General features: G+C 72.6%; 19 protein-coding genes and 1 pseudogene. 14 read left to right on the top strand and 6 right to left on the bottom strand.

Annotation, left to right across the window (positions count from 1 at the left end; genetic code table 11):
- Nucleotides 1-896 (top strand): glycoside hydrolase family 26 protein (locus DKL51_RS01240; protein WP_498070863.1); only part of this gene is annotated, 896 nt, incomplete at its 5' end.
- Between the two features lie 57 nt (nt 897-953).
- Here the strand turns inward: DKL51_RS01240 and DKL51_RS01235 are convergent.
- From DKL51_RS01235 to DKL51_RS01220, 4 genes are read right to left on the bottom strand one after another with little or no spacing between them, the layout of a single operon-like run.
- Nucleotides 954-1,868, bottom strand: coding sequence for a glycosyltransferase family 2 protein (locus DKL51_RS01235; protein WP_109965959.1), 915 nt, complete (start codon nt 1,866-1,868; stop codon nt 954-956).
- Between the two features lie 55 nt (nt 1,869-1,923).
- On the bottom strand, nt 1,924-2,898 hold the full coding sequence (locus DKL51_RS01230; protein ID WP_109965960.1) for a sulfotransferase family protein: 975 nt from the start codon (nt 2,896-2,898) through the stop codon (nt 1,924-1,926).
- Nucleotides 2,895-3,476 carry a glycosyltransferase gene (locus tag DKL51_RS01225; protein WP_109965958.1) on the bottom strand — a complete coding sequence of 194 codons (582 nt, stop codon included), beginning with the start codon at nt 3,474-3,476 and terminating at the stop codon, nt 2,895-2,897. The genes DKL51_RS01230 and DKL51_RS01225 overlap by 4 nt, the downstream gene beginning before the upstream one ends.
- Entirely contained in the window at nt 3,473-3,952 is a 480-nt protein-coding gene (locus DKL51_RS01220; RefSeq protein WP_109943323.1) for a glycosyltransferase family 28 protein, read from the bottom strand. Before DKL51_RS01220 ends, DKL51_RS01225 begins: the two co-directional genes overlap by 4 nt.
- Before the next feature lie 533 nt (nt 3,953-4,485).
- Here DKL51_RS01220 and DKL51_RS01215 point away from each other — a divergent pair.
- The 8 genes from DKL51_RS01215 to DKL51_RS01180 all read left to right on the top strand — a co-directional run bounded on the left by DKL51_RS01215 (nt 4,486) and on the right by DKL51_RS01180 (nt 16,955).
- Entirely contained in the window at nt 4,486-6,222 is a 1,737-nt protein-coding gene (locus DKL51_RS01215) for a Wzz/FepE/Etk N-terminal domain-containing protein (RefSeq protein WP_243422250.1), read from the top strand.
- A complete protein-coding gene (locus DKL51_RS01210) occupies nt 6,219-7,217 on the top strand; it encodes a DUF3048 domain-containing protein (protein WP_124811630.1) in 999 nt (332 codons plus the stop codon). The genes DKL51_RS01215 and DKL51_RS01210 overlap by 4 nt, the downstream gene beginning before the upstream one ends.
- Nucleotides 7,214-8,698 (top strand): O-antigen ligase family protein, encoded by a 1,485-nt coding sequence (locus DKL51_RS01205; protein ID WP_109943320.1) that lies wholly within the window; start codon nt 7,214-7,216, stop codon nt 8,696-8,698. The genes DKL51_RS01210 and DKL51_RS01205 overlap by 4 nt, the downstream gene beginning before the upstream one ends.
- Nucleotides 8,698-9,912, top strand: a complete 1,215-nt coding sequence (locus DKL51_RS01200; RefSeq protein WP_109965954.1) for a hypothetical protein — start codon at nt 8,698-8,700, stop codon at nt 9,910-9,912. The genes DKL51_RS01205 and DKL51_RS01200 overlap by 1 nt, the downstream gene beginning before the upstream one ends.
- Nucleotides 9,913-9,929: 17 nt before the next feature.
- Nucleotides 9,930-10,793: a sulfotransferase domain-containing protein gene (locus DKL51_RS01195; RefSeq protein ID WP_109943318.1), complete on the top strand. Its 864-nt coding sequence runs from the start codon at nt 9,930-9,932 to the stop codon at nt 10,791-10,793.
- Nucleotides 10,790-12,391 carry a lipopolysaccharide biosynthesis protein gene (locus tag DKL51_RS01190; protein ID WP_243420878.1) on the top strand — a complete coding sequence of 534 codons (1,602 nt, stop codon included), beginning with the start codon at nt 10,790-10,792 and terminating at the stop codon, nt 12,389-12,391. The genes DKL51_RS01195 and DKL51_RS01190 overlap by 4 nt, the downstream gene beginning before the upstream one ends.
- 246 nt (nt 12,392-12,637) lie before the next feature.
- Nucleotides 12,638-13,678, top strand: coding sequence for a glycoside hydrolase family 26 protein (locus DKL51_RS01185; protein ID WP_109965952.1), 1,041 nt, complete (start codon nt 12,638-12,640; stop codon nt 13,676-13,678).
- A gap of 241 nt (nt 13,679-13,919) precedes the next feature.
- Complete coding sequence (locus DKL51_RS01180) at nt 13,920-16,955, top strand: malectin domain-containing carbohydrate-binding protein (protein ID WP_243420877.1); 3,036 nt, start codon at nt 13,920-13,922, stop codon at nt 16,953-16,955.
- An 89-nt stretch (nt 16,956-17,044) separates the two neighbouring features.
- Here the strand turns inward: DKL51_RS01180 and DKL51_RS01175 are convergent, their stop codons facing one another.
- Nucleotides 17,045-17,437 carry a CBS domain-containing protein gene (locus DKL51_RS01175; RefSeq protein ID WP_109943314.1) on the bottom strand — a complete coding sequence of 131 codons (393 nt, stop codon included), beginning with the start codon at nt 17,435-17,437 and terminating at the stop codon, nt 17,045-17,047.
- A gap of 114 nt (nt 17,438-17,551) precedes the next feature.
- Here DKL51_RS01175 and DKL51_RS01170 point away from each other — a divergent pair, with 114 nt between their 5' ends.
- From DKL51_RS01170 to DKL51_RS01150, 5 genes are all read left to right on the top strand, one after another.
- Nucleotides 17,552-18,001 (top strand): NUDIX domain-containing protein, encoded by a 450-nt coding sequence (locus tag DKL51_RS01170; protein ID WP_165824486.1) that lies wholly within the window; start codon nt 17,552-17,554, stop codon nt 17,999-18,001.
- Nucleotides 17,998-18,768, top strand: coding sequence for a hypothetical protein (locus DKL51_RS01165; RefSeq protein ID WP_109943313.1), 771 nt, complete (start codon nt 17,998-18,000; stop codon nt 18,766-18,768). The genes DKL51_RS01170 and DKL51_RS01165 overlap by 4 nt, the downstream gene beginning before the upstream one ends.
- Nucleotides 18,769-18,849: 81 nt before the next feature.
- Nucleotides 18,850-19,581, top strand: coding sequence for a phosphocholine cytidylyltransferase family protein (locus tag DKL51_RS01160; RefSeq protein WP_109943312.1), 732 nt, complete (start codon nt 18,850-18,852; stop codon nt 19,579-19,581).
- Nucleotides 19,569-20,636: an iron-containing alcohol dehydrogenase family protein gene (locus tag DKL51_RS01155; RefSeq protein WP_109965950.1), complete on the top strand. Its 1,068-nt coding sequence runs from the start codon at nt 19,569-19,571 to the stop codon at nt 20,634-20,636. The genes DKL51_RS01160 and DKL51_RS01155 overlap by 13 nt, the downstream gene beginning before the upstream one ends.
- Nucleotides 20,611-21,336, top strand: coding sequence for a CDP-alcohol phosphatidyltransferase family protein (locus DKL51_RS01150; protein WP_109965949.1), 726 nt, complete (start codon nt 20,611-20,613; stop codon nt 21,334-21,336). The genes DKL51_RS01155 and DKL51_RS01150 overlap by 26 nt, the downstream gene beginning before the upstream one ends.
- Before the next feature lie 18 nt (nt 21,337-21,354).
- Here DKL51_RS01150 and DKL51_RS01145 read toward each other — a convergent pair.
- Nucleotides 21,355-21,503 (bottom strand): annotated as a pseudogene (locus DKL51_RS01145) (glycosyl transferase family 1); the annotation flags it as partial.

The following is a 21,503-nucleotide window of genomic DNA, read 5'->3' as shown; positions in this document are numbered from 1 at the left end:
CCCCCACCCCCAGCGGGGCCGAAGGGCTGGGCGGCCGGCCGGCCAGCGCGTCGCCCTCGGCCACGGCCACCGGCGGAAAGGTTCCCGGCTTCACCGGCACCCGCCTGACGCTGCCCGGCCTGTCGATCGATGCGCAGAGCGGTGAGACGTTCAGCCAGGCGATGGCCCGCTCCGACCGCACCTTCGGCCGGCCGAAGATGGCCCGCATCTTCTACCCCGGGCTCCCGCCGGCCTGGGACGGCAGCCGGTCCGACCTCGTCGACCGCACCGTGGTGGTCTCCTTCAAGGCCTCGCCGCAGGAGATCAACACCGGGAAGTACGACAGCCGTTTGGCCTCCTGGTTCGCGTCGATTCCCCGCGAGCACAACGTCTACTGGTCGTACTTCCACGAGCCGGAGGACGACGTCCAGCGAGGCTCCTACACGGCGGCCGCGTACCGGACGGCCTGGCGCCGGATCGCCGGCCTGGCCGACCGGGCGGACAACCCGAGGCTCATCAACACGCTCATCCTGATGTGCTGGACGGTCGACCCGAAGTCGGGGCGGAACTTCAACGACTTCTACCCGGGCGGCGACGTGGTCGAGGCCCTCGGTTGGGACTGCTACAACTGGGCAGTCAAGTGGAAGCGGTACGCGTCGCCCCAGGAAGTCTTCGGCCGCATGATCAGCAAGTCCCGGGAGTTGGGCAAGCCCTGGGGTCTGGCGGAGACCGGCAGCGACCTGTTGCCCGGCGACACCGGCATGGGGCGGGCCGGCTGGCTCCGCTCGATGACCACCTACGTCAACGGCCAGCGGCCGGAGTTCGTGGCGTACTGGAACAACGCGGTGAGCTACGGCGACTTCCGCCTGCTGGACTCACCGAGCATCCAGGCCTGGCGGTCCTTCTGCACGGCCTGACCCCCGCATCCGCGCAACGGCGGGCGACCAGGTTGGTCGCCCGCCCGTTTCGTGCGCTCAGATGCCTCGGCCGCGCTTGTGCAGCGTGCGCAGCACCCGGTCGGCGTGCACCGCCCGGGTCGCCACCGCCAGCGCCAGGTAGGCGCGCGGCTCCTTCGGATTGCGGGCCAGGGTGCGCCGGGCCCACCGGACCGCGTCCCGCCGGTTGCCCATCGCGGCCTGGGCGAAGGCGATCTGACCGGCCACCCGCGCCTCGCCGTGCGGCACGGTGGCGAACTCCGGGTAGCGCCGCAGCAGCCACTGCAACGCCGTCGAGATGGTCTCCCAGCGCTGGGCGAAGTACGACCGCTTGTGCCAGCGGACCAGGACGTACGGGGCGTCCACGTTGACCAGCGGCGCGTACCGGGCGGCCCGGAGCAGGAACTCGTAGTCCTCGGCGTAGCTGCCGGGGATCTGCTCGTCCACCAGCCCGATGCCGTCGAGCAGGGCCGCCCGCCGGATCAGGAACGTCGACGGGTGCAGCTCGGTGAGCCGGTCGCGGAGCAGCGCGTCCAGCGGCACCCGGGACCGGTCCAGCGACCGGTCCACCTTCCGGTCGTCGTAGCTGACCCGGATGCCGCAGGCGACCAGGGCGCCGTCTGGGTGGACGTCGAGCGCGCCGAGCTGCGCGGCCAGCTTGCCAGGCAGCCACTCGTCGTCGTCGTCGCAGAACGCGACCAGGTCACCGGTGGCCGCCTCGATGCCGGTGTTGCGCGCCCCGGCCAGGCCCGGCGTACGGGTGTTGGTGATGACGCGTACCCGCCGGTCGCCGTGGTCGTGCTCCAGCGAGTGGTCCGGCTCGGACTGGTCGTAGACCACGATCGCCTCGACCGGGCCCGGGTGCGCCTGGCTGAGGATGGCGTCGAGCGCCGCGCGGAGCAGCTCGGGACGGTCCCGCGTCGGCACGACGACGGAGATGCTCGGACCGCTCACGAAGTCTCTCCAGTTCGCGACTGCGGGGCTCGCAGACCCGGCTCACTCCTCGCGCTCACGACGTCTCTCCAGTTCTCGATTCCCGCTGGCCCAGATAGCCGTAGCGGATTCGGAAGGGCAGCGTGGCCAGGCTGACCACGGCCCGACTACGGCGGGGCAGCCGGCTGCGCCACGCCTCGTCCCGCCGTACCTGCAGCGGGCCTCCGCTGAAGCGCAGCGGGTTGCCGGCGATGCTGTGCGCGCGTACCGGTGAGGCGGGCGGGTCGGTGAGGATCCGCAGCGCCTCCGGGTCGTCCGGCAGCCCGGCGAACTCGCGGAGCCGGCGTACCGTGCCCGCCGGGTCCTCGGTGAAGTCCTCGTAGCGCAGCCGCAGCACCGACGCCCGGGAGGCGAGCAGGTGGAACGCGGCGTTCTGCGCGGTCCAGAGTTTGCTCACCTCGAACGGGGAGAAGGTGGGCATGAAGTCCTCGCCGTCGACCACCTCCGGCCGGCGCACCTGCTTGCCCCAGGAGTACGCCACCGCGCGGCTGTCCCGGACCAGGTGCAGCACCCGCAGGTCGAGGTCCTCGGCCCAGCGCAGCGCGAACGCCAGCGAGGCGTGCTTGCTGGAGTCCACCACCACCCGGGCCCCGGTCACCTCGAGCGCCGCCCGGTAGATGCGGGTGTAGAGATCGGCGTAGTGGCGGACGTCGGCGAGCTCCGCCGCGGAGAGCGAGGCGCGGGCCAGCCGGGGGATGTGCCGGGTACGGTCGACCCGGTCCTTGAGCGCCAGCACGGCGTCCCGGTCCACGGTCGACCAGCCACCGAAGGCGCGCTCGCCGACCTGCAGCCAGAACGGGCAGGCGGTGAAGCGTTCGCCGCAGCCGCAGCGTTCGTCGGCGCCGAGCGCCCGTTCCCAGAGGTGGACCACCTCGCCCACCGCGCAGACGTCCGGGCTCTGTGCGAGCAGGAGTTCCAGCAGCGTGGAGCCGCTGCGCCCCAGCCCGCCGACGAAGAGCACGCGCGGCTTCTCGCCCTTCACCGGGCTCACCGCCGCCACCCCCCGACGCGTTGGCGGGCTCGGGCAGCCACCAGGTCGTCGATGACCCGGCCCACCCGGGCCACCGCCTCGGCCCGGGGGTCCGGCCGGTCCGGGTCCGCCGCCAGGACGAACCGGGACGGGTCGGCCGTTCCCTCGTCGAGGGCGGCGACCAGTTCGGCCTCGGATTCGCAGACCCGCACCATCCCGGCCGCGCCGAGCCGCCGGGAGAACAGCTGCTGGTGGTTGTCGACGTGCTCGTCGTGCCCCGGGTCGCGCGGCACCACGATCGGCAGGTGGCCGTTGCGTCGCGCCTCGGTGATGGTGGCCGGGCCGCCGTGGCTCACCACGAGCGTCGCCTCGGCCATCGCCCGCTGGAGCTCCTCGTGGCCGAGGAACGGGGCCGCCTCGGGCAGCCGCGGGGTCCGGCTGTGGCCGTACTGGAGGACCAGCCGGACCCCGGCGGCGCGGCCGGCGTGCCAGCGCTCCAGCCAGTCCACCAGGCGGTCGAACCGGTGCACGTCGGTGCCGACCACGGCCAGCACGTACGGTGGCCGGCCGCCGCGCGGCCGGGGAAGGTCCGGGGTCACAGCAGGTTCCCCACGACGGTCGCCTCCGGGTACATCCGGCGCTGCTCCTCCCACTGCACCAGCATCGCGGAGAGGAAGGGCCGGCAGAGCCGCGCGGTCAGCGTGGCGCTGTCGATCCGGTCGTACACCTCGATGTAGACCGTCGGGATCCGGCGCAGCCGGGCCGCAACGACGAACGGCAGGGCCACCCCGGCACCGGTGGTGACCACCGCGTCGACGCGACGGCGGCGGATCACCCGCAGCGCGAGGAACGCGTTGCGTACCAGATTCTTCACGTTCCGTGTGGTGGGGTGGTACGCCCAGACCACGTCCTCGCCGTCGAGCAGCGAGCGGGCGTCCGGGGTGTCGAAGGTGACCCACGCCCGGCGGCGGTCCCGGTACCACGGCTCCAGTGCCAGGAGCTGAGCGAGATGCCCGCCGCTGGATCCGACGAGCAGGACCTGACCCGAGCCCTCGGTTGACCCGCCTACCAACATTCCTCCCCGTACGGTGACCGCGCCCGGATGTTCGTGAACCGCCCTCAGACGCGCCATGACAACCTATCGGCGCTCCGGTGGACAACTGAAGGGGCCGTTGGACTGATCCACACCCACCGGTCGGCTCAGCTCTGGAAAGGGCGACGGCCGGGGTCCCGGGTGGACCGGACCGCGAGGTTGGCGGCGGTCACGGCGTGGCGCGGGGCCAGTGCACCCGGGCGGGGCGGGAATGTGTCAGGATTCCGTCACCGCTCCGGACGAACGTCGACGTGGACGCCGACCGGGGGCAGGTCGAACCCGCACCGGGACCCGCCGAATGGTCAGTCATTACCGGCCATATCTACGCGGGCTGCCTACATCTGGGCAGGCTCACCGGACGTGAGCAGACTTTCCCTCCTCGTCCGGATCGGGGACACTCGAGTTCACGGTCCGGTCAACTGCGCCGTGAATTGCCCGGCACGGTCGAAAGCGAGCGACAGAATCTGATGCCCTCACCTCACCTGGCCGAGAGCGATTCCGACGGACCTGTGCTGATGGCTTATCTGGGCTGGCTTCGCCGCCGCTGGTGGATCCTGCTGCTGGCGGCGATCCTCGGCACCGCCGGCGGCCTGGCGGTGACCCAGCTCCAGCACGCCCGGTACACGTCGACCACCTCGGTGCTGGTGCGTCCGCTGGCGACGGGCGGCAGCGACAACAGCACCAACCAGAACGCCAAGGTCAACCTCGACACCGAGGCCCAGGTGGTGCGCTCGCTCGTCGTCGGGGAGCGGGCCCGCGGGCTGATGAAGAGCGGCACGTCGGCCGACGATCTGGTCGAGTCGGTGACCGTCACCGTGCCGCCCAACAGCCAGGTCCTTCAGGTGGCGTACGAGGCGGACAGCCCCGAGGAGGCGCGGGCCGGTTCGCACTCGTTCGCCCAGGCCTACCTCGACCTGCGCAGCGCCACCGCCCAGCGCGCCCTGGAGAACGAGATCAACGGGCTCCGGCAGCAGATCGACAACGTCAACAAGCAGCTCAGCGCCGTCGCCGCCCGGATCACGGGGACGCCCAGCAACTCGGTCCAGCGGAAGCGGGCCGAGGCCGACCAGCAGGTGCTGACCAACAACCTCAGCTCGCTGAACAACCGGCTCAGCCCGCTGCTCTCCACGAGCATCGACCCGGGCGAGATCATCTCCGACGCCCGGCTGCCGAGCAGCCCCAGTTCGCCGAACCGGACCCTCAACCTGGCTAGCGGCATGGGCGCCGGCCTGCTGCTCGGCATCGTGCTGGCGCTCGTGCTGGACCGCCTCGACACCCGGATCCGCCGCGGCCGGGACATCGCCGACCGGGTCGGGCTGCCGGTGCTGCTGGAGCTCCCGCCGCGCACCTCGTCGCTGTCGGTACTGCCGCCCGCCCACAAGATCTCCCGGGAGCTGGGCCGGCTGCGCAACGTGCTGCTCTCCACGGTGCCCCAGCCGGCCGAGCCCGGCCGGGGCCGCCAGCTGCTGCTCTGCAACGGCTCCGCGGGCAACGCGGCCGGGTTCGTGGCCGCCAACCTCGCCGCGGCGTACGCCCGCGCCGGCCAGCAGGTCGCGCTGGTGACCACCAAGCCGGGCTCGGTGCTCACCGCGATGACCGGGGTCAGCGAGGGCCGGCACAGCCTGGCCGCGGTGCTTCGCCGGGACGTACCGGCCCTGAAGGCGCTGGCCCCCGTCCCCGGGCTCGGCCAGCTCCGGGTGCTCGTCCCCGGCGACCTGGACGCCGAGGCCGAGCTGCCGGTGGCGGCGCTGCTGGAGGTGCTCGCCGAGCTCTCCGCCCGCTTCGACCACGTGCTCATCGAGACCGCCCAGCCGATCATCGCGGTCGAGGCGCAGGCGCTGGGCCGCTACGTCGACGCGGTCATCGTGGTCGCCGAGACCGGCCGTACCCGCAGCGGTGAGATCAGTGCCGCCCTGCGGCAGTTCGAGCAGGTCGACGCTCCGGTGATCGGCGCGGTGCTGGCCCCGCGCCTGCCGGCAGCCGCCGCCAAGCCGGCGGCGGTCCCGGCCAACCGACCGAAGCCGGCCCCCAGCTCGCCGTCGGTGGAGTCGACCGTGGTGCTGCCGCGGATGAAGCCGTCCGGGTCGACGGGCACCGCCACGGGCTCGGCCAAGCCGACGCCCCCGGCCGGCCCAGTGCCGATGACCGGCACCGGTCAGGGCAGCACCTACCGGTCCCGCGGTGACGGCGCGGCCGTCGACGGTACGGCCCGGTCCAGCTACGCGCTCGACTCCGGCGAGGACCTGGGGTGAACCGTCGGCAGATGCTCCGCGCCGCCCTCGCTCCGGCCCTCGTGGTCGGCTTCGGCACGGCCTGCAGCGAGCCGCAGCCGCCGGGGCGGACCGACATCGTCGACCCGGGGGCCCCGGCGTCGGCCACCCCGAGCGCGACCCCGAGCCTGCCCAGCGCGCCGCTGACCGGTCTGCCGGTCAGCGCCGCACCGGTGGCCGGCCGGCAGGCGCTCGCCGTGCCGATCCGGGTCACCCGGTCGACCACACCGGCCGGCCTGGGCTCGGCCGACCTGGTCTACGCGGAATTCGCCGAATCCGACACGCTGCACCTCACGGCGGTCTTCCAGTCCCGGGACGCCACGAAGATCGGTCCGGTCACCGAGATCCGCCCGGTCGACATCCGATCCCTGGGCGTGCTGCGGCCGTTCATCGGCTACGACGGCGGCCCGCCCAACTTCCGCAACCAGTTCGAGGCGTCCGGCCTCGCCGGGATGACGCCCGGCGACGACGAGAAGGTCTTCGGCTCCGACCACACCTCGACGGCCGCGCTGTGGAAGGCGGCCCCGAAGGGTGGGCAGCCGCCCACCCAGGTTCTCGACTACGGCACGGCCGGCACCCCGCTGGCCGGGCGCGACCTGGTCCCCGCCCGGGAACTCACCGTCGCGGTGGCCGGCGGCCCGCCGATGGTCTGGCGGTACGACGCGCAGAAGTCGGTCTGGGTCAGCAAGGTCGGGACGGCGACGGTCACGGCCACCTCGGTGATGGTGCTGACCATGGAGTACCGGACGATCGACATCCGACACCCGTCGTACCGCTCGCTGCCCTCGGCGAAGGTCTTCGGTGAAGGCGCCGCGGTCGCCGTCTCCGGCCCGTCCGGCGCCAAGGGGCGGTGGCGCAAGCCCGGTCAGGACCTGCTCTGCAACGTGATGGACCTGGGCGGTGAGCTGCTGCACCCGCTGCCGGGCAACGCGTGGGTGCTCTACGTGCCGACCAGCGCCAAGGTCACCATCAGATGAGTACGGTCACCCCGCACCACCCCGTCCGCGGGACGGCCTCGGTCCCGGACGTCCCGCCGGCCGCTCCGGCGCGACTCGGCCCGGTGCCCCTGCGACCGCGGGACCGGTCGCTCCGGCTGCCGCCGGCGTGGCCGCTGAGTGCGCTCTTCGTGCTCTATCCGCTGTGGTGGGCGCTCGGGGTGTCGACCCTGATCTTCGTGGTCATGGCGGTGCCGATGGTGGTCCAGCTCTACCGTCGCGGCCCGATACGGGTGCCGCCCGGGTTCGGGCTGTGGCTCGTGCTGCTGCTCTGGGTGCTGCTCTCCGCACTGATGCTGGACCTGACCGCACCGGACACGCTCCCGCCGTCGGGCGGCGGCCGGTACCTCGGCTGGGCCATCCGGGTCGCCACCTACGTCGCGATGACCGTGATCATGCTGTACGTGCTCAACCTGCCGGAACGGGAGCTGCCCCAGCGGCGGGTGGTGCGCCTCTTCGGGTTCATGGCGGTCGTCACGGTGGTCGGCGGCTATCTCGCCACGATCTTCCCCACCTTCGGCTTCGTCGCCCCGCTGCGGTACGTGCTGCCGCACTCGATCGCCACCCATCCCTACGTCGCGTCGTTGATGGACGTCCAGCTCGCCCAGGTGCAGCAGGTGCTGGCGGGCGAGCCCAGTTCCCCGCGGCCCTCCGCACCCTTCGAGTACACCAACTCCTGGGGCGAGAACATCGCGATCCTGTTGATCTGGATGCTGGTCGGCTGGGTGGTGCTGGGTCGGCCGGTACGCCGGCTGTTCGGCATCGCCATCGCGCTGGCGGCGATCTTCCCGATCGTCTACTCGCTCAACCGGGGCCTCTGGATCGGCCTCGGCATCTCGACGGTCTACGTGGCGATCCGGCTGGCGCTGCGCGGCCGGATGGCGGTGCTCGGCGGGCTGGCCCTCGCGGTCGGGCTGATCGGCGTACTGATCATCGCCACCCCGCTCGGGCGGACCTTCGACGAACGCCTGCAGAACGGGCACAGCGACGACATCCGGGCCACCCTCTCGGAGGGCTCGGTCACCGCCGCCAACCACTCACCCGTCCTCGGGTACGGCGGCAACCGGGCGTTGATCGGCAGCAACCGGTCCATCGCCATCGGCAAGTCCGACGAGTGCCCGCAGTGCGGCAACCGGGAACTGGGCAGCAACGGCCAGCTCTGGGCACTGCTGGTGGGCCAGGGCTACGTCGGCGCCATCTGCTACAACGGGTTCTTCCTCTACTGCCTCTGGCGGTACCGGCGGGACCACAGTGCCATCGGCATCGCCGGCAGCCTGGTGCTGATCCTGATGCTCTTCTTCCAGTTCACCTACAACTCACTGGAAGCCACCCTTGCCTACGGCCTGATCTCGGTCGCCCTGCTCGCCCGCAACGACCGGCTCCGCCGGGCCGTGGCGCCGGCGCCGGCCAGGAGCACCGTTGGCGGGCTGCGGGCCCGACTCGAAGCAGCCGGTGACCGCTGATGGTGTTCCGTGTTCCCCCGGACGGCGACGGCCGGTCCGCGTACCTGGCCGAGCTCGCCGCGCTGATCTGGCCCGCGCCGGCTGAGCCGACACTGCGAAAGGGCGGCCGGGGCGGCTGGGTGGTGGTTCCGTCGGCGGCCCGACCGCGACTGCTCGTGCCCACCGGCTCCGGCCGGGCCGCGGCCAGCGCCGTCCGGCACTCCACCGAGGCGGTCGGCCGCAAGGCGAAGCTGGTCCGGCAGGGGCTGGCCACGGCGTTCCGGGTCGGGCTGGGGCCGCTGGTCTTCCGCGACCGGCTGACGGTGGACGCCGCCGCCGGCACGCTCGACGGGTACCTGGCCGAGGTGCTCGGCACCCCGGCGCTGGTCAGCATGCACATCGGGCCGGCTCGGGCGAACCGGAAGCCGGTGCTGCAACTGCTCGGCCGGGACGGGCGGGCGCTCGGCTACGCCAAGCTGGGCGTGGACCCGCTGACCCGGGCGCTGGTCGACGCCGAGGCCGCCGCGCTGCGCCGGCTGGCCGACCTGCCGCTCGGCCCGGTGACGGTCGCCCGGGTGCTGTACCACGGCGAATGGCACGGGCACGCCCTGCTGGTACAGGAGGCGCTGCCGGTCCGGCTGCCCCGGGCCACCCCGGCTGCCACCGAGGCGTCCGAGCGGGCGGCGATGGTGGCGGTCGCCGGCTGCCTCGACGTACGCCGCCGGTCGTACGCGGGCAGCGAGCACGCGGCGCGGCTGGCGGACGCGGTGGACGGGCTCGGCGCACGGCCGGAGGCCGGGTGGCTGCGCGCGGTGCTGAAGACCGTCGCGGACGCCGACCCGGTGCTGGCCTTCGGCGCCTGGCACGGAGACTGGAACGGCGGGAACAGCGCCGTCCTCGCCGACGGCCGGGTGCTGGTGTGGGACTGGGAGCGGTTCGACACCGACGTGCCGGCCGGATACGACGCGCTGCACCGCGCGGTGCAGACCGCCATCGGCCACGACGGTGTGGAGCCGATCGACGCGGCGCGGGCGCTGATCGACGGCGCCGGGCGGACGCTGGGCGCCTTCGACCAGCCCGAGCGCGACGCCGACCTGGTCGCCGTGCTCTACCTGGTGGAGCTGGCGGCACGATATCTGCGGGACCGGCAGGCCGAGGCGGGCGCGCGACTGGGACACGTCGACGCCTGGCTGCTGCCCGCGGTGGAGGAGCACCTGGCCCGCCGGGCCCGGTGAGAGTGAGGAGTGGGGACGTGACGGTGGCCAAGGAGCAGGCGCTCCGTGCGGTGCGGACGGTGAGCCGGACGGTCGGTCGGTTGACCGCCGGATCGCGGATGACGCCCGGATTCCTGATCGTGGGCGCGCAGCGGTGCGGCACCACCTCGCTGTTCAAGACCCTCTCCCAGCACCCCGGAGTGCTGCCGCCGGCGTACCACAAGGGCGTGCACTACTTCGACATGGACTACCAGCGGGGCATGAGCTGGTACCTCGGGCACTTCCCCACCACCGCGAAGGGGGAGGCGGTCCGGGAGCAGCTCGGCGTACGCGGGATCACCGGCGAGTCGAGCCCGTTCTACATGTTCCACCCGCTGGCCGGTCAGCGGATCACCGAGGACCTGCCCGGCGTGAAGCTGCTGGTGCTGCTCCGCGACCCGGTGGAGCGGGCGTACTCGGCGCACTCCCACGAGCTGGCCCGGGGCTATGAGACGGAGTCGTCGTTCGAGCGGGCGCTGGAGCTGGAGGGGGAGCGGACCGCCGGCGAGCGGGAGCGGATGACCGCCGACCCGACGTACCTGAGCTACCACCTGCAGCACAACGCGTACCTGGCCCGCGGGCGGTACATCGAGCAGCTGGAACGGCTGGAGACGCTGGTCGGCCGGGAGCGGCTGCACGTCATCGACAGCGACGACTTCTTCGCCGACCCGCGCCCGGCGTTCGACGCGGTCTGCGACTTCTTGGAGCTGCCCCGCCGGGCGGACATCGCCTTCGGCAAGCACAACTCGCGGTCCCGCTCGCCGATGTCGGCGGAGCTGCGGGCCCGGCTGGAGGAGCACTTCGCGCCGTACGACGAGCGGCTGGCCACCTGGTGGGGACGCGTACCGTCGTGGCGTCGGTGATCAGGACGGACGCCGGCGGGGCCGACGGCCGGGACGTGGCCGCGCCGGTCGCCGAGCCCGCTCCCGCCGGAGGTGGCGCAGCCGCCCCGCTGGGTGGCGCGGCGCGGCAGGGCTTCGCCAATCTGGTCGGGGTCGGCCTCGCCGCGGCGGCCGGCTTCGGGCTGAACATCGTCATCACCCGCGGCTGGTCGGTCCGCGAGGCCGGCATGTTCTTCGCGGCCACCAGCGCGTTCATGATCGCCGCGGCGGCCGCCCGGCTCGGCACCGACGTGGGCACGATCTACTTCGTCAGCCGGCACCGGGCGCTGGACCAGCGCGACCGGATCAGGGGCACGATCGCCGTCGGGCTCGTGCCGGTGCTGGCCGTCGGGGCGCTGCTCGCCCTCGCCGGCTGGCTGGCCGCCCCGGCGCTGGCCCGGCTGACCATGCCCGACGCCGGTCCGGGCGGGGTGACCGCGCTGCGGGTGCTGCTCGCGTTCGTGCCGCTGGCCGCGCTCAGCGACTACGCCCTGGCCGCCTGTCAGGGTTTCGGTCAGATGCGCCCGCTGCTGACGGTGGAACGGCTCGGCCGCACCCTGGTGCAGTTCGTCGCGGTCGCCGTCGCGGCCTGGCTCGGCCTCTCCGCCACCAGCGCGCTGCCGCTGGCCTGGGCGGTGCCCTACCTGTTCGCCGCGGCGGTGGCGCTGGTCTGGCTCGGTCGGCTGGTCCGCCGGGCCGAGCGCGACGTCACCCGGGCGGTGCCGGCGGCCGAGCAGTTCGGGCCGTTCTGGCGGTTCACCGGGCCACGGGCCCTGAGCACGCTGGCCGCGATCGTCGTGCAGCGCCTGGACATCGTGCTGCTCAGCGCGATGCGCGGGCCGGCCGACGCGGCCCTGTACACGGCCGCGACCCGCTTCCTCGCGCTCGGCCAGCTCTCCGGGGTGGCGCTGTCCAGCTCGGTGCAGCACCGGATGGCGGCGGCCTTCGCCCGCACCGACCACCGCGAGGCGCGCCAGCTATACCAGGCCGCTACCGGCTGGCTGGTGCTGCTCTCCTGGCCGGCGTACCTGCTCTTCGCCGCCTTCGCCGAGCCGATGCTCAGCCTCTTCGGCTCCGGCTACGGCGCCGGCCGCCGGGTGGTGCTGCTGCTCGCGCTGACCATGCTGGTGGCGACCGGCTGCGGCATGGTCGACGTGGTGCTGAACATGGCCGGCCGGACGGCCTGGACCTTCTACAACGCGATGGCGGGCGCCGCGATCAACGTGCTGACCAACGTCGCTCTCATCCCGGTGTACGGCATCCTCGGAGCCGCTCTGGCCTGGACCGCCGCCATCCTGGTGAACAATCTCGTACCGCTGGCCCAGCTCTGGTGGTCGCTGCGGCTGCACCCGTTCGGGCGGGGCACCCGGGCGGCGATGGCGCTGGCGCTCGCCTGCTTCGGCCTTCCGCTCGGGCTGGCCAGCCTCCTCGACGTCCCGGTGACGGTGCTCGCCCTGGTGGCGGTCGCCGGCGCCGCGGCGTACCTCGCCGGAGCCTGGCGCTTGCGGAGCACGCTGCACCTCGACGCGCTGCGCGCCCTGCGCCGCAACCGGAACGCTGCGGCACCGATCCAGCCGTGACCCGGGTTCGCGCGACGGTGGAGCGCCGCTGACGCTGGTCCCGGTCCCGCACGGGCGGTACCGGCCGAGCCGCAGCCGGCCGAACTGGGCACCCCGTTGCCCGCTGTCGCACGGGTAGAGTGCACCAGGTCGCCCGCCCACCTCCGCGGCGTGCCCGCTGAGCCGGCGCTGCCGGGCCTTCGACAACCCGGGCAGGCGACCGTACGGGGGAGAGGTTTGCCGGTGGTACGACGATCACGACGGACCATGACGGTTGTTGCGCTCGTGCTGGCCTGCCTGGCGCCGGCCGTGACAGCCTGCGAGTCGGCACCGGTCCGCCGGCCGGAGCGGACGATGATGGCGCCACCGCCCACCGTGGAACCCCGGACCGCGCCGGTGCGGACCACCGGCCGCGGGCCCGAGCTGCCGAAGAAGGGCGCCTGGCTCGGCGCCTGGGTGAAGCCGCAGTGGCACTCCCCGACCGGTCGGGCGGAAGCGCTCGACGAGTTCAACCGGGCGGCCGGCGGCAAGCTCACCATGGCGCACATGTTCAACACGTGGACCAAGCCGTTCCCGGGCCAGACCGAGCGGGCGTTCCAGGCCATGGGGAAGCTTCAGATGATCTCCTGGGCCGGCACGGACACCCTGTCGACCGTCAGCGGTGAGTACGACTCGCTGATCCGCCAGCGGGCCGAGGACGTCAAGGCGTTCGGGGTGCCCGTCCTGCTGCGCTACCGCTGGGAGATGGACCGCCCGAACCTGAGCGCCAGCGTCCACTCCCCCGCGGACTACATCGCCGCCTGGAAGCACGTCCGGGCCATCTTCACCGAGGTGGGCGTGACGAACGCGGCCTGGGTGTGGTGCCCGCACGCGGACGGCTTCGCCGACCCGAACCGGGACGCGGCGGCCTACTACCCCGGTGACGACCAGGTGGACTGGCTCTGCGCGGACGTCTACCCGGGCCCGGAGTGGGCGAGCTTCAGCGACCGGATGGACCACTTCATGGCTTTTGCCCGGGAGCACCCGCGGCCGGTGGTGATCGGGGAATTCGGGCTGACCGAGAAGGGCCGGCCCGGGCAGCGGGCCGACTGGCTGCGCGAGGTCGGCCCGTACCTGAAGACGCACCCCCAGATCAAGGCCGCCCTCTACTTCGCCGGGAAGGAGACGAAGCCGCTGTACGACAGCACCTTCACCGACGATCCGGAGAGCGCGGCGGTGTTCCGGGAGATGGCGACCGACCCGTACTTCGCCCCGCCCCTGCCGGACCTGACCGCGTCCACCGGCCCACCGTCGACGCCGGCCCGGTGATCGTCCCTCGTCTTTTCGTGTGGCCCGGGATGGATCGCCGGGCCGACCCGGCGACATCCTCGGTCAATATCACCATCCGGGGTGGACGCAGCCTCCCCTGATAAGGGAAAGTGTGCTTTCACCTCTGTGGTCGGCCAACCCGTCGGACGCCTCACGCTGCGTCGACTTCCGGCCCCGATCGCAGGTCTCGGACGCGCCTCCGGAGTTGCCTGTGCCTTCCTGCTTACTGAGACACCGCTCGGTGTCCGTCCTCGGCGCCGCCGTTCTCGGCATCGCCAGCCTCTTCACCGCCGGCCCCGCGCTCGCCGCGCCCAACCACGACACCGTGGTCGCCGACGTGCCCGCCTCGGAGACGCCGAACATCATCGACGGCAACGTTGTGGCCATCTACGACGCGGGCACGAAGGTGATCGCCGCCGGGTCGTTCACCCAGGCGCAGAACCGGGGGTCGACCACGACCCTCACCCGCAAGTACGTGCTGGCCTTCGACAAGTCCACCGGCTTCATCGACGACGCGTTCGCCCCGGTCCTCGACGACGAGGTGACCGCGGTGATCGCCGGCCCGACCGCGGGCACGGTGTACCTGGCCGGGCGGTTCAACACCGTCAACGGGGTCAACCGGCGCAAGGTGGCCCTGCTGAACGTCTCCGACGGCTCGCTCACCGCGTTCAAGGGTCCGGGTTTCAACGGCACGGTGAACGACATCGCGCTGGTGAACGACCGGCTCCTCGTCGGCGGCATCTTCACCACGGCCAACACGGAAGCGCGGGGCGGCCTCGCCTCGCTGAACGCCACCACCGGCGCGCTGGACAGCTACCTGACGACGAACCTCACCGAGCACCACAACTGGACCGCCGGCAGCACCGGCGCGTCCGCCGGGGTCGGCCCGGACAAGCTCGCCGTCTCGCCGGACGGCAAGCAGCTGGTGGTCATCGGCAACTTCAAGAAGGCCGACGGCGTGGTGCACGACCAGATCGTGCGGCTGAACCTCGGTGACACCTCGGCGACCATCGCCGACTGGAACACCGACCGCTACAGCCCCGCCTGCCGGGCGTTGTCCTTCGACTCGTACGTCCGGGACGCGCAGTTCTCGCCGGACGGCACGTACTTCATGGTGGTCACCACCGGCGCGGCGTACCCGGGCACGCTCTGCGACTCGGCCTCGCGCTGGGAGACCGCGGCCACCGGGGCCGGGCAGCAGCCCACCTGGGTGAACTACAGCGGCGGCGACACCTTCCTCTCCGTCGGCATCAGCGAGAAGGCGATCTACGTCGGCGGCCACTTCCGCTGGCTGAACAACTCGCTCGGTGCCGACAAGGCGCAGCCGGGCGCGGTCGGCCGGGCCAGCATCGCGGCCCTCGACCCGGCGAGCGGCCTGCCGCTGGCCTGGAACCCGGGCCGGAACCCCCGCGGCTACGGCGTCACCGAGATGCTGGTCACCCCCGAGGGACTCTGGCTCGGCAGCGACCAGGACTGGATCGGCGACTTCAAGTACAAGCGGGCGAAGATCGCCTTCTTCCCGCTGACCGGGGGCAACGCGCCGCACTCGACCACCACCGCGGGGCTGCCGGGCAACGTCTACCAGGCGGGCAAGTACCAGCCCGGCCAGGTGCTCTACCGGATCAACGCCGGTGGGCCGCAGGTGGCCGCGATCGACGGCGGACCGGCGTGGGCGGCGGACACCGCCACCGCGCCGAGCAAGTACCACAACAGCGGCAGCAACATCCAGACCTACACCACCCAGGCCACGCTGGACTCGTCGGTGCCGGCCAGCACCCCGGTTGACGTGTTCAGCAGCGAGCGGTGGGACCCGACCACCGCGCCGGAGATGTCGTGGGACTTCCCGGTCGCAGCGGGCGCTCAGATCCAGGTCCGGCTCTACCTGGCCAACCGGTACCCGACCACCAACACCGTCGGTAAGCGGAAGTTCGACGTCTGGCTCGACGGCGCGCTCAAGCTGAACGACTTCGACCCGGTGGCCGCCGCCGGCGGTACCGACCGGGGCATCATGCGCTCGTTCCCGGTGATCAGCGACGGCAACGTGGACATCGACTTCATCCACGTACTGGAGAACCCGCTGGTCCAGGCGATCGAGATCGTCCAGACCGCGCCGGCGCCGACCGCGGCCGACGTGCTCTACCGGGTCAACGCGGGCGGTGCCGCGCTGGCCGCGCCGAGCGGCCCGGCCTGGGCGGTCGACACCGCCACGACGCCGAGCTCGTACCACAACACCGGCAGCAACATCGCCACCTACTCCACCCTGGCCACCCTCGACGCGACCGTGCCCGCCGGCACCCCGGCGGCGCTGTTCAGCGCCGAGCGGTGGGACCTGAGCACCACGCCGGACATGCAGTGGGACTTCCCCGTCCCGGCCGGCCAGCCCGTCCAGGTGCGGCTCTACCTGGCCAACCGGTACTCGGGCACCAGCACGGTCGGCAAGCGAAAGTTCGACGTCTACATCGACGGCGCGCTCAAGCTGAACGACTTCGACCCGGTGGCCGCCGCCGGCGGCACCAACCGGGGCACGATGCGGGCGTTCGTCGTCACCAGTGATGGCAACGTCGACATCGACTTCGGCCGGGTGCTGGAGAACCCGCTGATCCAGGGCATCGAGATCGTGAAGGTTTCGCCGCTGCCGACCGCGACGACGCTCAACAGCGTCACCAAGCGGTCGTACGACGGGGCCTCCGCGGTGGGCAGCGCGACCTCGGTCGCCAACACCGACGGCACCGCCTGGTCGGACGCCGAGGGCGCCTTCTGGGTAGGCGGCACGCTCTACTACGGGATGAACGGGACGCTCTACCGGCGCTCGTTCGACGGGGACACCTTCGGTACGCCGAGCAAGGTCGACCCGTACCACGACGCCCTGTGGGACACCGTGGAGACCGGCTCGGCGCCGGCCGGCCAGTCGCAGACGTACGCCGGCAGCACGACGAACTTCTACTCGGAGCTGCGGACGGTGACCGGCATGTTCTACAAGAGCGGCCGGCTGTACTACACCGTCGCCGGGCAGAGCGCCCTCTACTGGCGCTGGTTCACGCCGGACACCGGCACCGTCGGGACGGACAAGTTCACCGTCGCCGGCACCACCGGTTTCGCCGACGCGGGGGGCGTCTTCCTCGACGGCGACACCCTCTACGTGGTCGGCCGGAGCACCGGCAACCTGTCCTCGATGGCCTGGTCGGACGGCGCGCCGACCGGCTCGACGACCGTGCGCAGCGGTCCGACGGTGGACAACGTGGACTGGCGCGGCGCGGCGGTCTTCGTCGGCCCGTGACCTGAGGCACCACCAGCGATGGCCCGGCCGGTATCGGCCGGGCCATCGCCCTTTTCTGGCCCGCTCGCCGCGGCTACCGGGCCGCCGCCTCAGACCGCGGCCGCCGCGTGCTGCCGGGCCCAGACCCGCATCAGGTCGCGGACCGAGATCACCCCGGCCACCTCCCGACCGTCGAGCACCACCAGGTGGCGGAAGCCGCCGCGGGCCATCGCCGCCGCTGCCTCCTCCACCGTCCAGTCCGGACCGGCGTAGACCACATCCCAGGTCAGGTGGGCTCCGGTGCGCTCGACATCGGGGTCCAACCCCGCGCCGATCGCGTTGAGCACGTCGCGTTCCGTCATGATCCCGACTCCCTCGGAGTCCGGGTCGATCACGACCGCCGACCCGACACGGCGGGCCGACATCATCCGGGCCGCCTGCCGGAGCGTGTGCTCCGGGCCGACCACGAGAACTTCACTGGACATCGCTTCCCGAACCTGCATCACGCATCACCCCTGTGGGACGGTGGCCTCGGTACGGACATGGTGGGCCATTGATGCGTACCGGGACAAGACCGGGCGTCGCCGGGAGCGGTACCGGCTCGCTACTGTCGTCACGTGCCCACCGAGCCTCTCCGCTGCGCCGGAGCGCTGATCGTCGACGACGACGGCCGCATCTTCATCCAGCGTCGGTCCCCCGAACGGCGCATCTTCCCCAACTGCTGGGACATCGTCGGCGGCCACCTCGAACCGGGCGAGGGCATCGAGGACGCGCTGCGCCGCGAGGTCACCGAGGAGACCGGCTGGAGCGTGTCGCACGTGCTCGGCCAGGTCGGCGAGTACCGGTACACCGCCGACGACGGGCTGGAGCGGGTGGAGAGCGACTTCCTGGTCCGGGTGGACGGCGACCTGAGCCGCCCCCGGCTGGAGCAGGGGAAGCACACCGAGTTCCGCTGGCTGGGCGAGGAGGACGTGGCGGTGCTGGACGAGCACCGGGACGTCAACGATGGGCTGATCCGGCGGATCGCCGAGGACGCCTTCGCCGCGCTCCGCTCGATCGGTCTGTGAGCGACGACGTCGAGCTGGCGCCGCACCGGTTCGCCGGGCTGGTCGCCCCGGCGGTCGACCGGGCCTTCGTCGCCGGCATGCTCGCCGGGCGCGACGGCGGCGGCGCCGAGCTGAGCTCACGGTACGGCGGGCCGGCCGCCACCGGCTTCCTGGTCGAGTTCCGCACCCGGCTGGCCGCGCCGGGCGGGGCGGTGGACGGGCCGGGCTTCGCGGCGGTGACCCGCTACCGCGACCCGGCCGCCTGCCAGCGTGCCCTGGACAAGCAGGTCGCCCACGGGATGATCCAGCGCGCGCCGGACGGCGGTTTCTGCGCCACCGAGCGCGGGCTCGCCTTCCTCGCCGAGCTCTACCAGGTGCACGGCGAGGTCACCGAGGAGCTCTGGGCCGGTCACGACGACCGAGTGGTCCGGCTGGTGGCGGCGCTCGGCCGACTGCTCGGGTACGCGCTGCTGCTGGCCGAGGCGGAGGGACCGGGGGCCGGCTCGGCGTTTGACGCGATGGCGCCGCCGTACGAGCCGGAGGGCACCCCGCCGGGGGTGCTGCTGCTCAACCGGCTGGGCACGCTGCGCTACCACCGGGCGGACGCGCACGCCGCGGCGTGGACCGCGGCGGGGCACACCGCGGCGAGCATCGTCGAGCTGCCGCCGGGCCCGGAGCGGCTGGCGATCGAGCAGGAGACCGACCGTCGGGCGGCCGGCCCGTACACCGTGCTGACCGCCGAGGAGCGGCTGTCGATGCTGGCCGACCTGGCCGCCCTGCCGGGCTGAACCATGGTTGGCGGCAGCCGCCGGGGGACCCGGCGCTATCCTCCACCGGTGACCCGGAGTCGTACGAGGGAGGATGCCGGCATGATCGGGATGGTGCTCGCGGCCGGTGCGGGGCGCCGACTGCGCCCGTACACCGACACCCTGCCCAAGGCGTTGGTGCCCGTGGACGGTGAGACCACGATCCTGGACATCGCGCTGCGCAACCTCGCCGAGGTCGGGCTGACCGAGATCGTGATCGTGGTCGGGTACGCCGCCGACGCGGTGCGAGAGCGCCAGGCGGCGCTGGAGAAGAAGTACGGCGTCACCATCACCCTGGTGCACAACGACAAGGCCGAGGAGTGGAACAACGCCTACTCGCTCTGGCTGGCCCGGGAGTACTTCTCCCGCGGCGTGCTGCTGGTCAACGGCGACACCGTGCACCCGGTGAGCGTGGAGAAGACCCTGCTGGCCGAGCGCGGCCCGGGCATCCTGCTGGCGATCGACAACATCAAGGTGCTGGCCGAGGAGGAGATGAAGACCACCTTCGACGCGGCCGGCCAGCTCACCCGGATCACCAAGCTGATGGACCCGGGCGAGGCGTACGGGGAGTACATCGGCGCGACGCTGATCGAGCCGCAGGTGGCCGACGCGCTCGCCGACGCGCTGGAGGCGACCTGGCGGCGTGACCCGAACCTCTACTACGAGGACGGCTACCAGGAGTTCGCCGACCGGGGCGGCGAGGTCCGGCCGGCGCCCATCGGCGACGTCTCCTGGGTCGAGGTCGACAACCACGCCGACCTGGCCCGGGCGTGGGAGATCGCGTGCCGCTACTAGCCCGGACCATCCTCACCCCGCTCCACATCGACGTGCGGCGGGGTGCGGTGGCCGACCTCGCCACGATCCTCGTCGACGGGCGGATCTCCGCCGGCGGCGATGTGGCGGTGGTGGTAGGGCCCGGGCAGGGCGAGCAGATCGCCGAGCTGATCCGGCCGTCGCTGCGCTCCGCGGACGTGTTCACGGTGGAGGGCGGCACCCTCGACGCCGCCGACGAGCTCGGTGCCAAGCTGCGCAACCGGTCGTACGACGCGGTGGTCGGCATCGGCGGCGGCAAGACCATCGACGTGGCGAAGTACGCCGCGACCCGGCGCGGGCTGCCCATGGTGACGGTGGCGACCGGGCTGGCCAACGACGGCATCGCCTCCCCGGTGGCCAGCCTCATCACCGACGGGCTCAAGGGCTCCTATGGGGTGCACATTCCGATCGCGGTGATCGTCGACCTGGACTTCGTCGAGGCCGGGCCGGAGCGGCACAACCGGGCGGGCATCGGCGACGTGGTGAGCAACATCAGCGCGCTGGCCGACTGGGAGCTGGCCCGGCAGGTCCGCGGTGAGCCGGTCGACGGCCTGGCCGCCTCGCTGGCCCGGATGGGTGCCGAGGCGGTCCTGGCCCACCAGGGCGACATGAGCGACGACGCCTTCGTCACCGTGCTGGCCGAGGCGCTGATCTCTACCGGTCTGGCGATGGCGGTCTGTGGCACCAGCCGGCCGGCCAGCGGCGGCTGCCACGAGATCATGCACGCGATCGACGCCCTCTTCCCCGGCACCGCCTCGCACGGCGAACTGGCCGGCCTCGGCGCGCTCTTCTGCACCTTTCTTCGTGGCGACCACCGTCGCTTCGCGGAGATGTCGGCCTGCCTGGCCCGGCACGGCCTGCCCCGGCTTCCCGCCGACGTCGGGCTGAGCGACGACCAGTTCGTGGAGGCGGTGCAGTTCGCGCCGGCCACCCGCCCGGACCGCTACACCATCCTCGAACACCTGGCGATGTCGCCTACCGAGACGCGGGAGCGGCTGGCAGACTACGCCGGTGCACTCCGCGACCACCTTGGCTGAGCCGTCCCGCCCCACCGTCGCCGACTTCCACCGGGTCAACCGGGGCGGCGGGCTGTTCAGCGAGTCGATCAGCCAGTGGCTGGGGGCCGTCTTCGCGCTGGTCGGCCAGCGGCTCGGACTGCGCCCCACCGCGCTGACCATCGCCAACCTGCTGCTGGGCCTGGCCGCCTCGGTGACCGTGGTGGCGCTCGCCGGCCCGGTCGCCGCCGGGGACGTACCGGCCTGGGTGGTCGGGCTGGTCGCGCTGGTCGGCTGGCAGGTCGCGTACGCCCTGGACTGCGCGGACGGTCAGCTCGCCCGGGTGACCAAGCAGAACAACCCGGCCGGCGCCCGGGTGGACGTGCTCTGCGACGTGGCCGCCCAGATCGCGCTGGTCACGGCTCTGGGAGCGACCGCCGTGGCGCAGCGCCCGGCCACGCCGACCTGGCTGATCGCCGTCTTCGCCGGCACCTGGATGGTCAACCTGGTGACCTCGGTGATGCAGGCCGGCCCGAACGCGGCCAGCATGGTCACCTCGACCTCACTGCCGGTACGCCTGGTGAAGCTGGTCCGCGACTACGGCGCGGTGATCTTCGTGGCCGGCCTGGTGCTGGCCTTCGCTCCCGCGCTGACGGTCTGGTTGATCGTCGCCTTCACCATCGTCAACGGCGGCTTCCTGCTGGCCAGCATCGCCTTCTCCGCCCGCGCCTCCCTCCGCTGACCCTCCCCCACGCAAGGTTCAGGCGGGGTTCGGGGTGCGGGCCACGGCGGCGTAGATGTCGATGAGCTGCTTGGTGACCACGTCGGGGTGGAAGGTGCGCTCGTAGCGGGCGCGGGCCGCCGGGGCGAGGTGCGCCGCGCCAGCCCGGGCCACGGGCAGCGCGTCGG

Source organism: Micromonospora globispora, assembly GCF_003857015.1.
Classification (GTDB): Bacteria; Actinomycetota; Actinomycetes; order Mycobacteriales; family Micromonosporaceae; genus Micromonospora; species Micromonospora globispora.
Note: the sequence above shows the minus strand (reverse complement) of the source record. Positions and strands in the feature narration are given on the sequence as shown.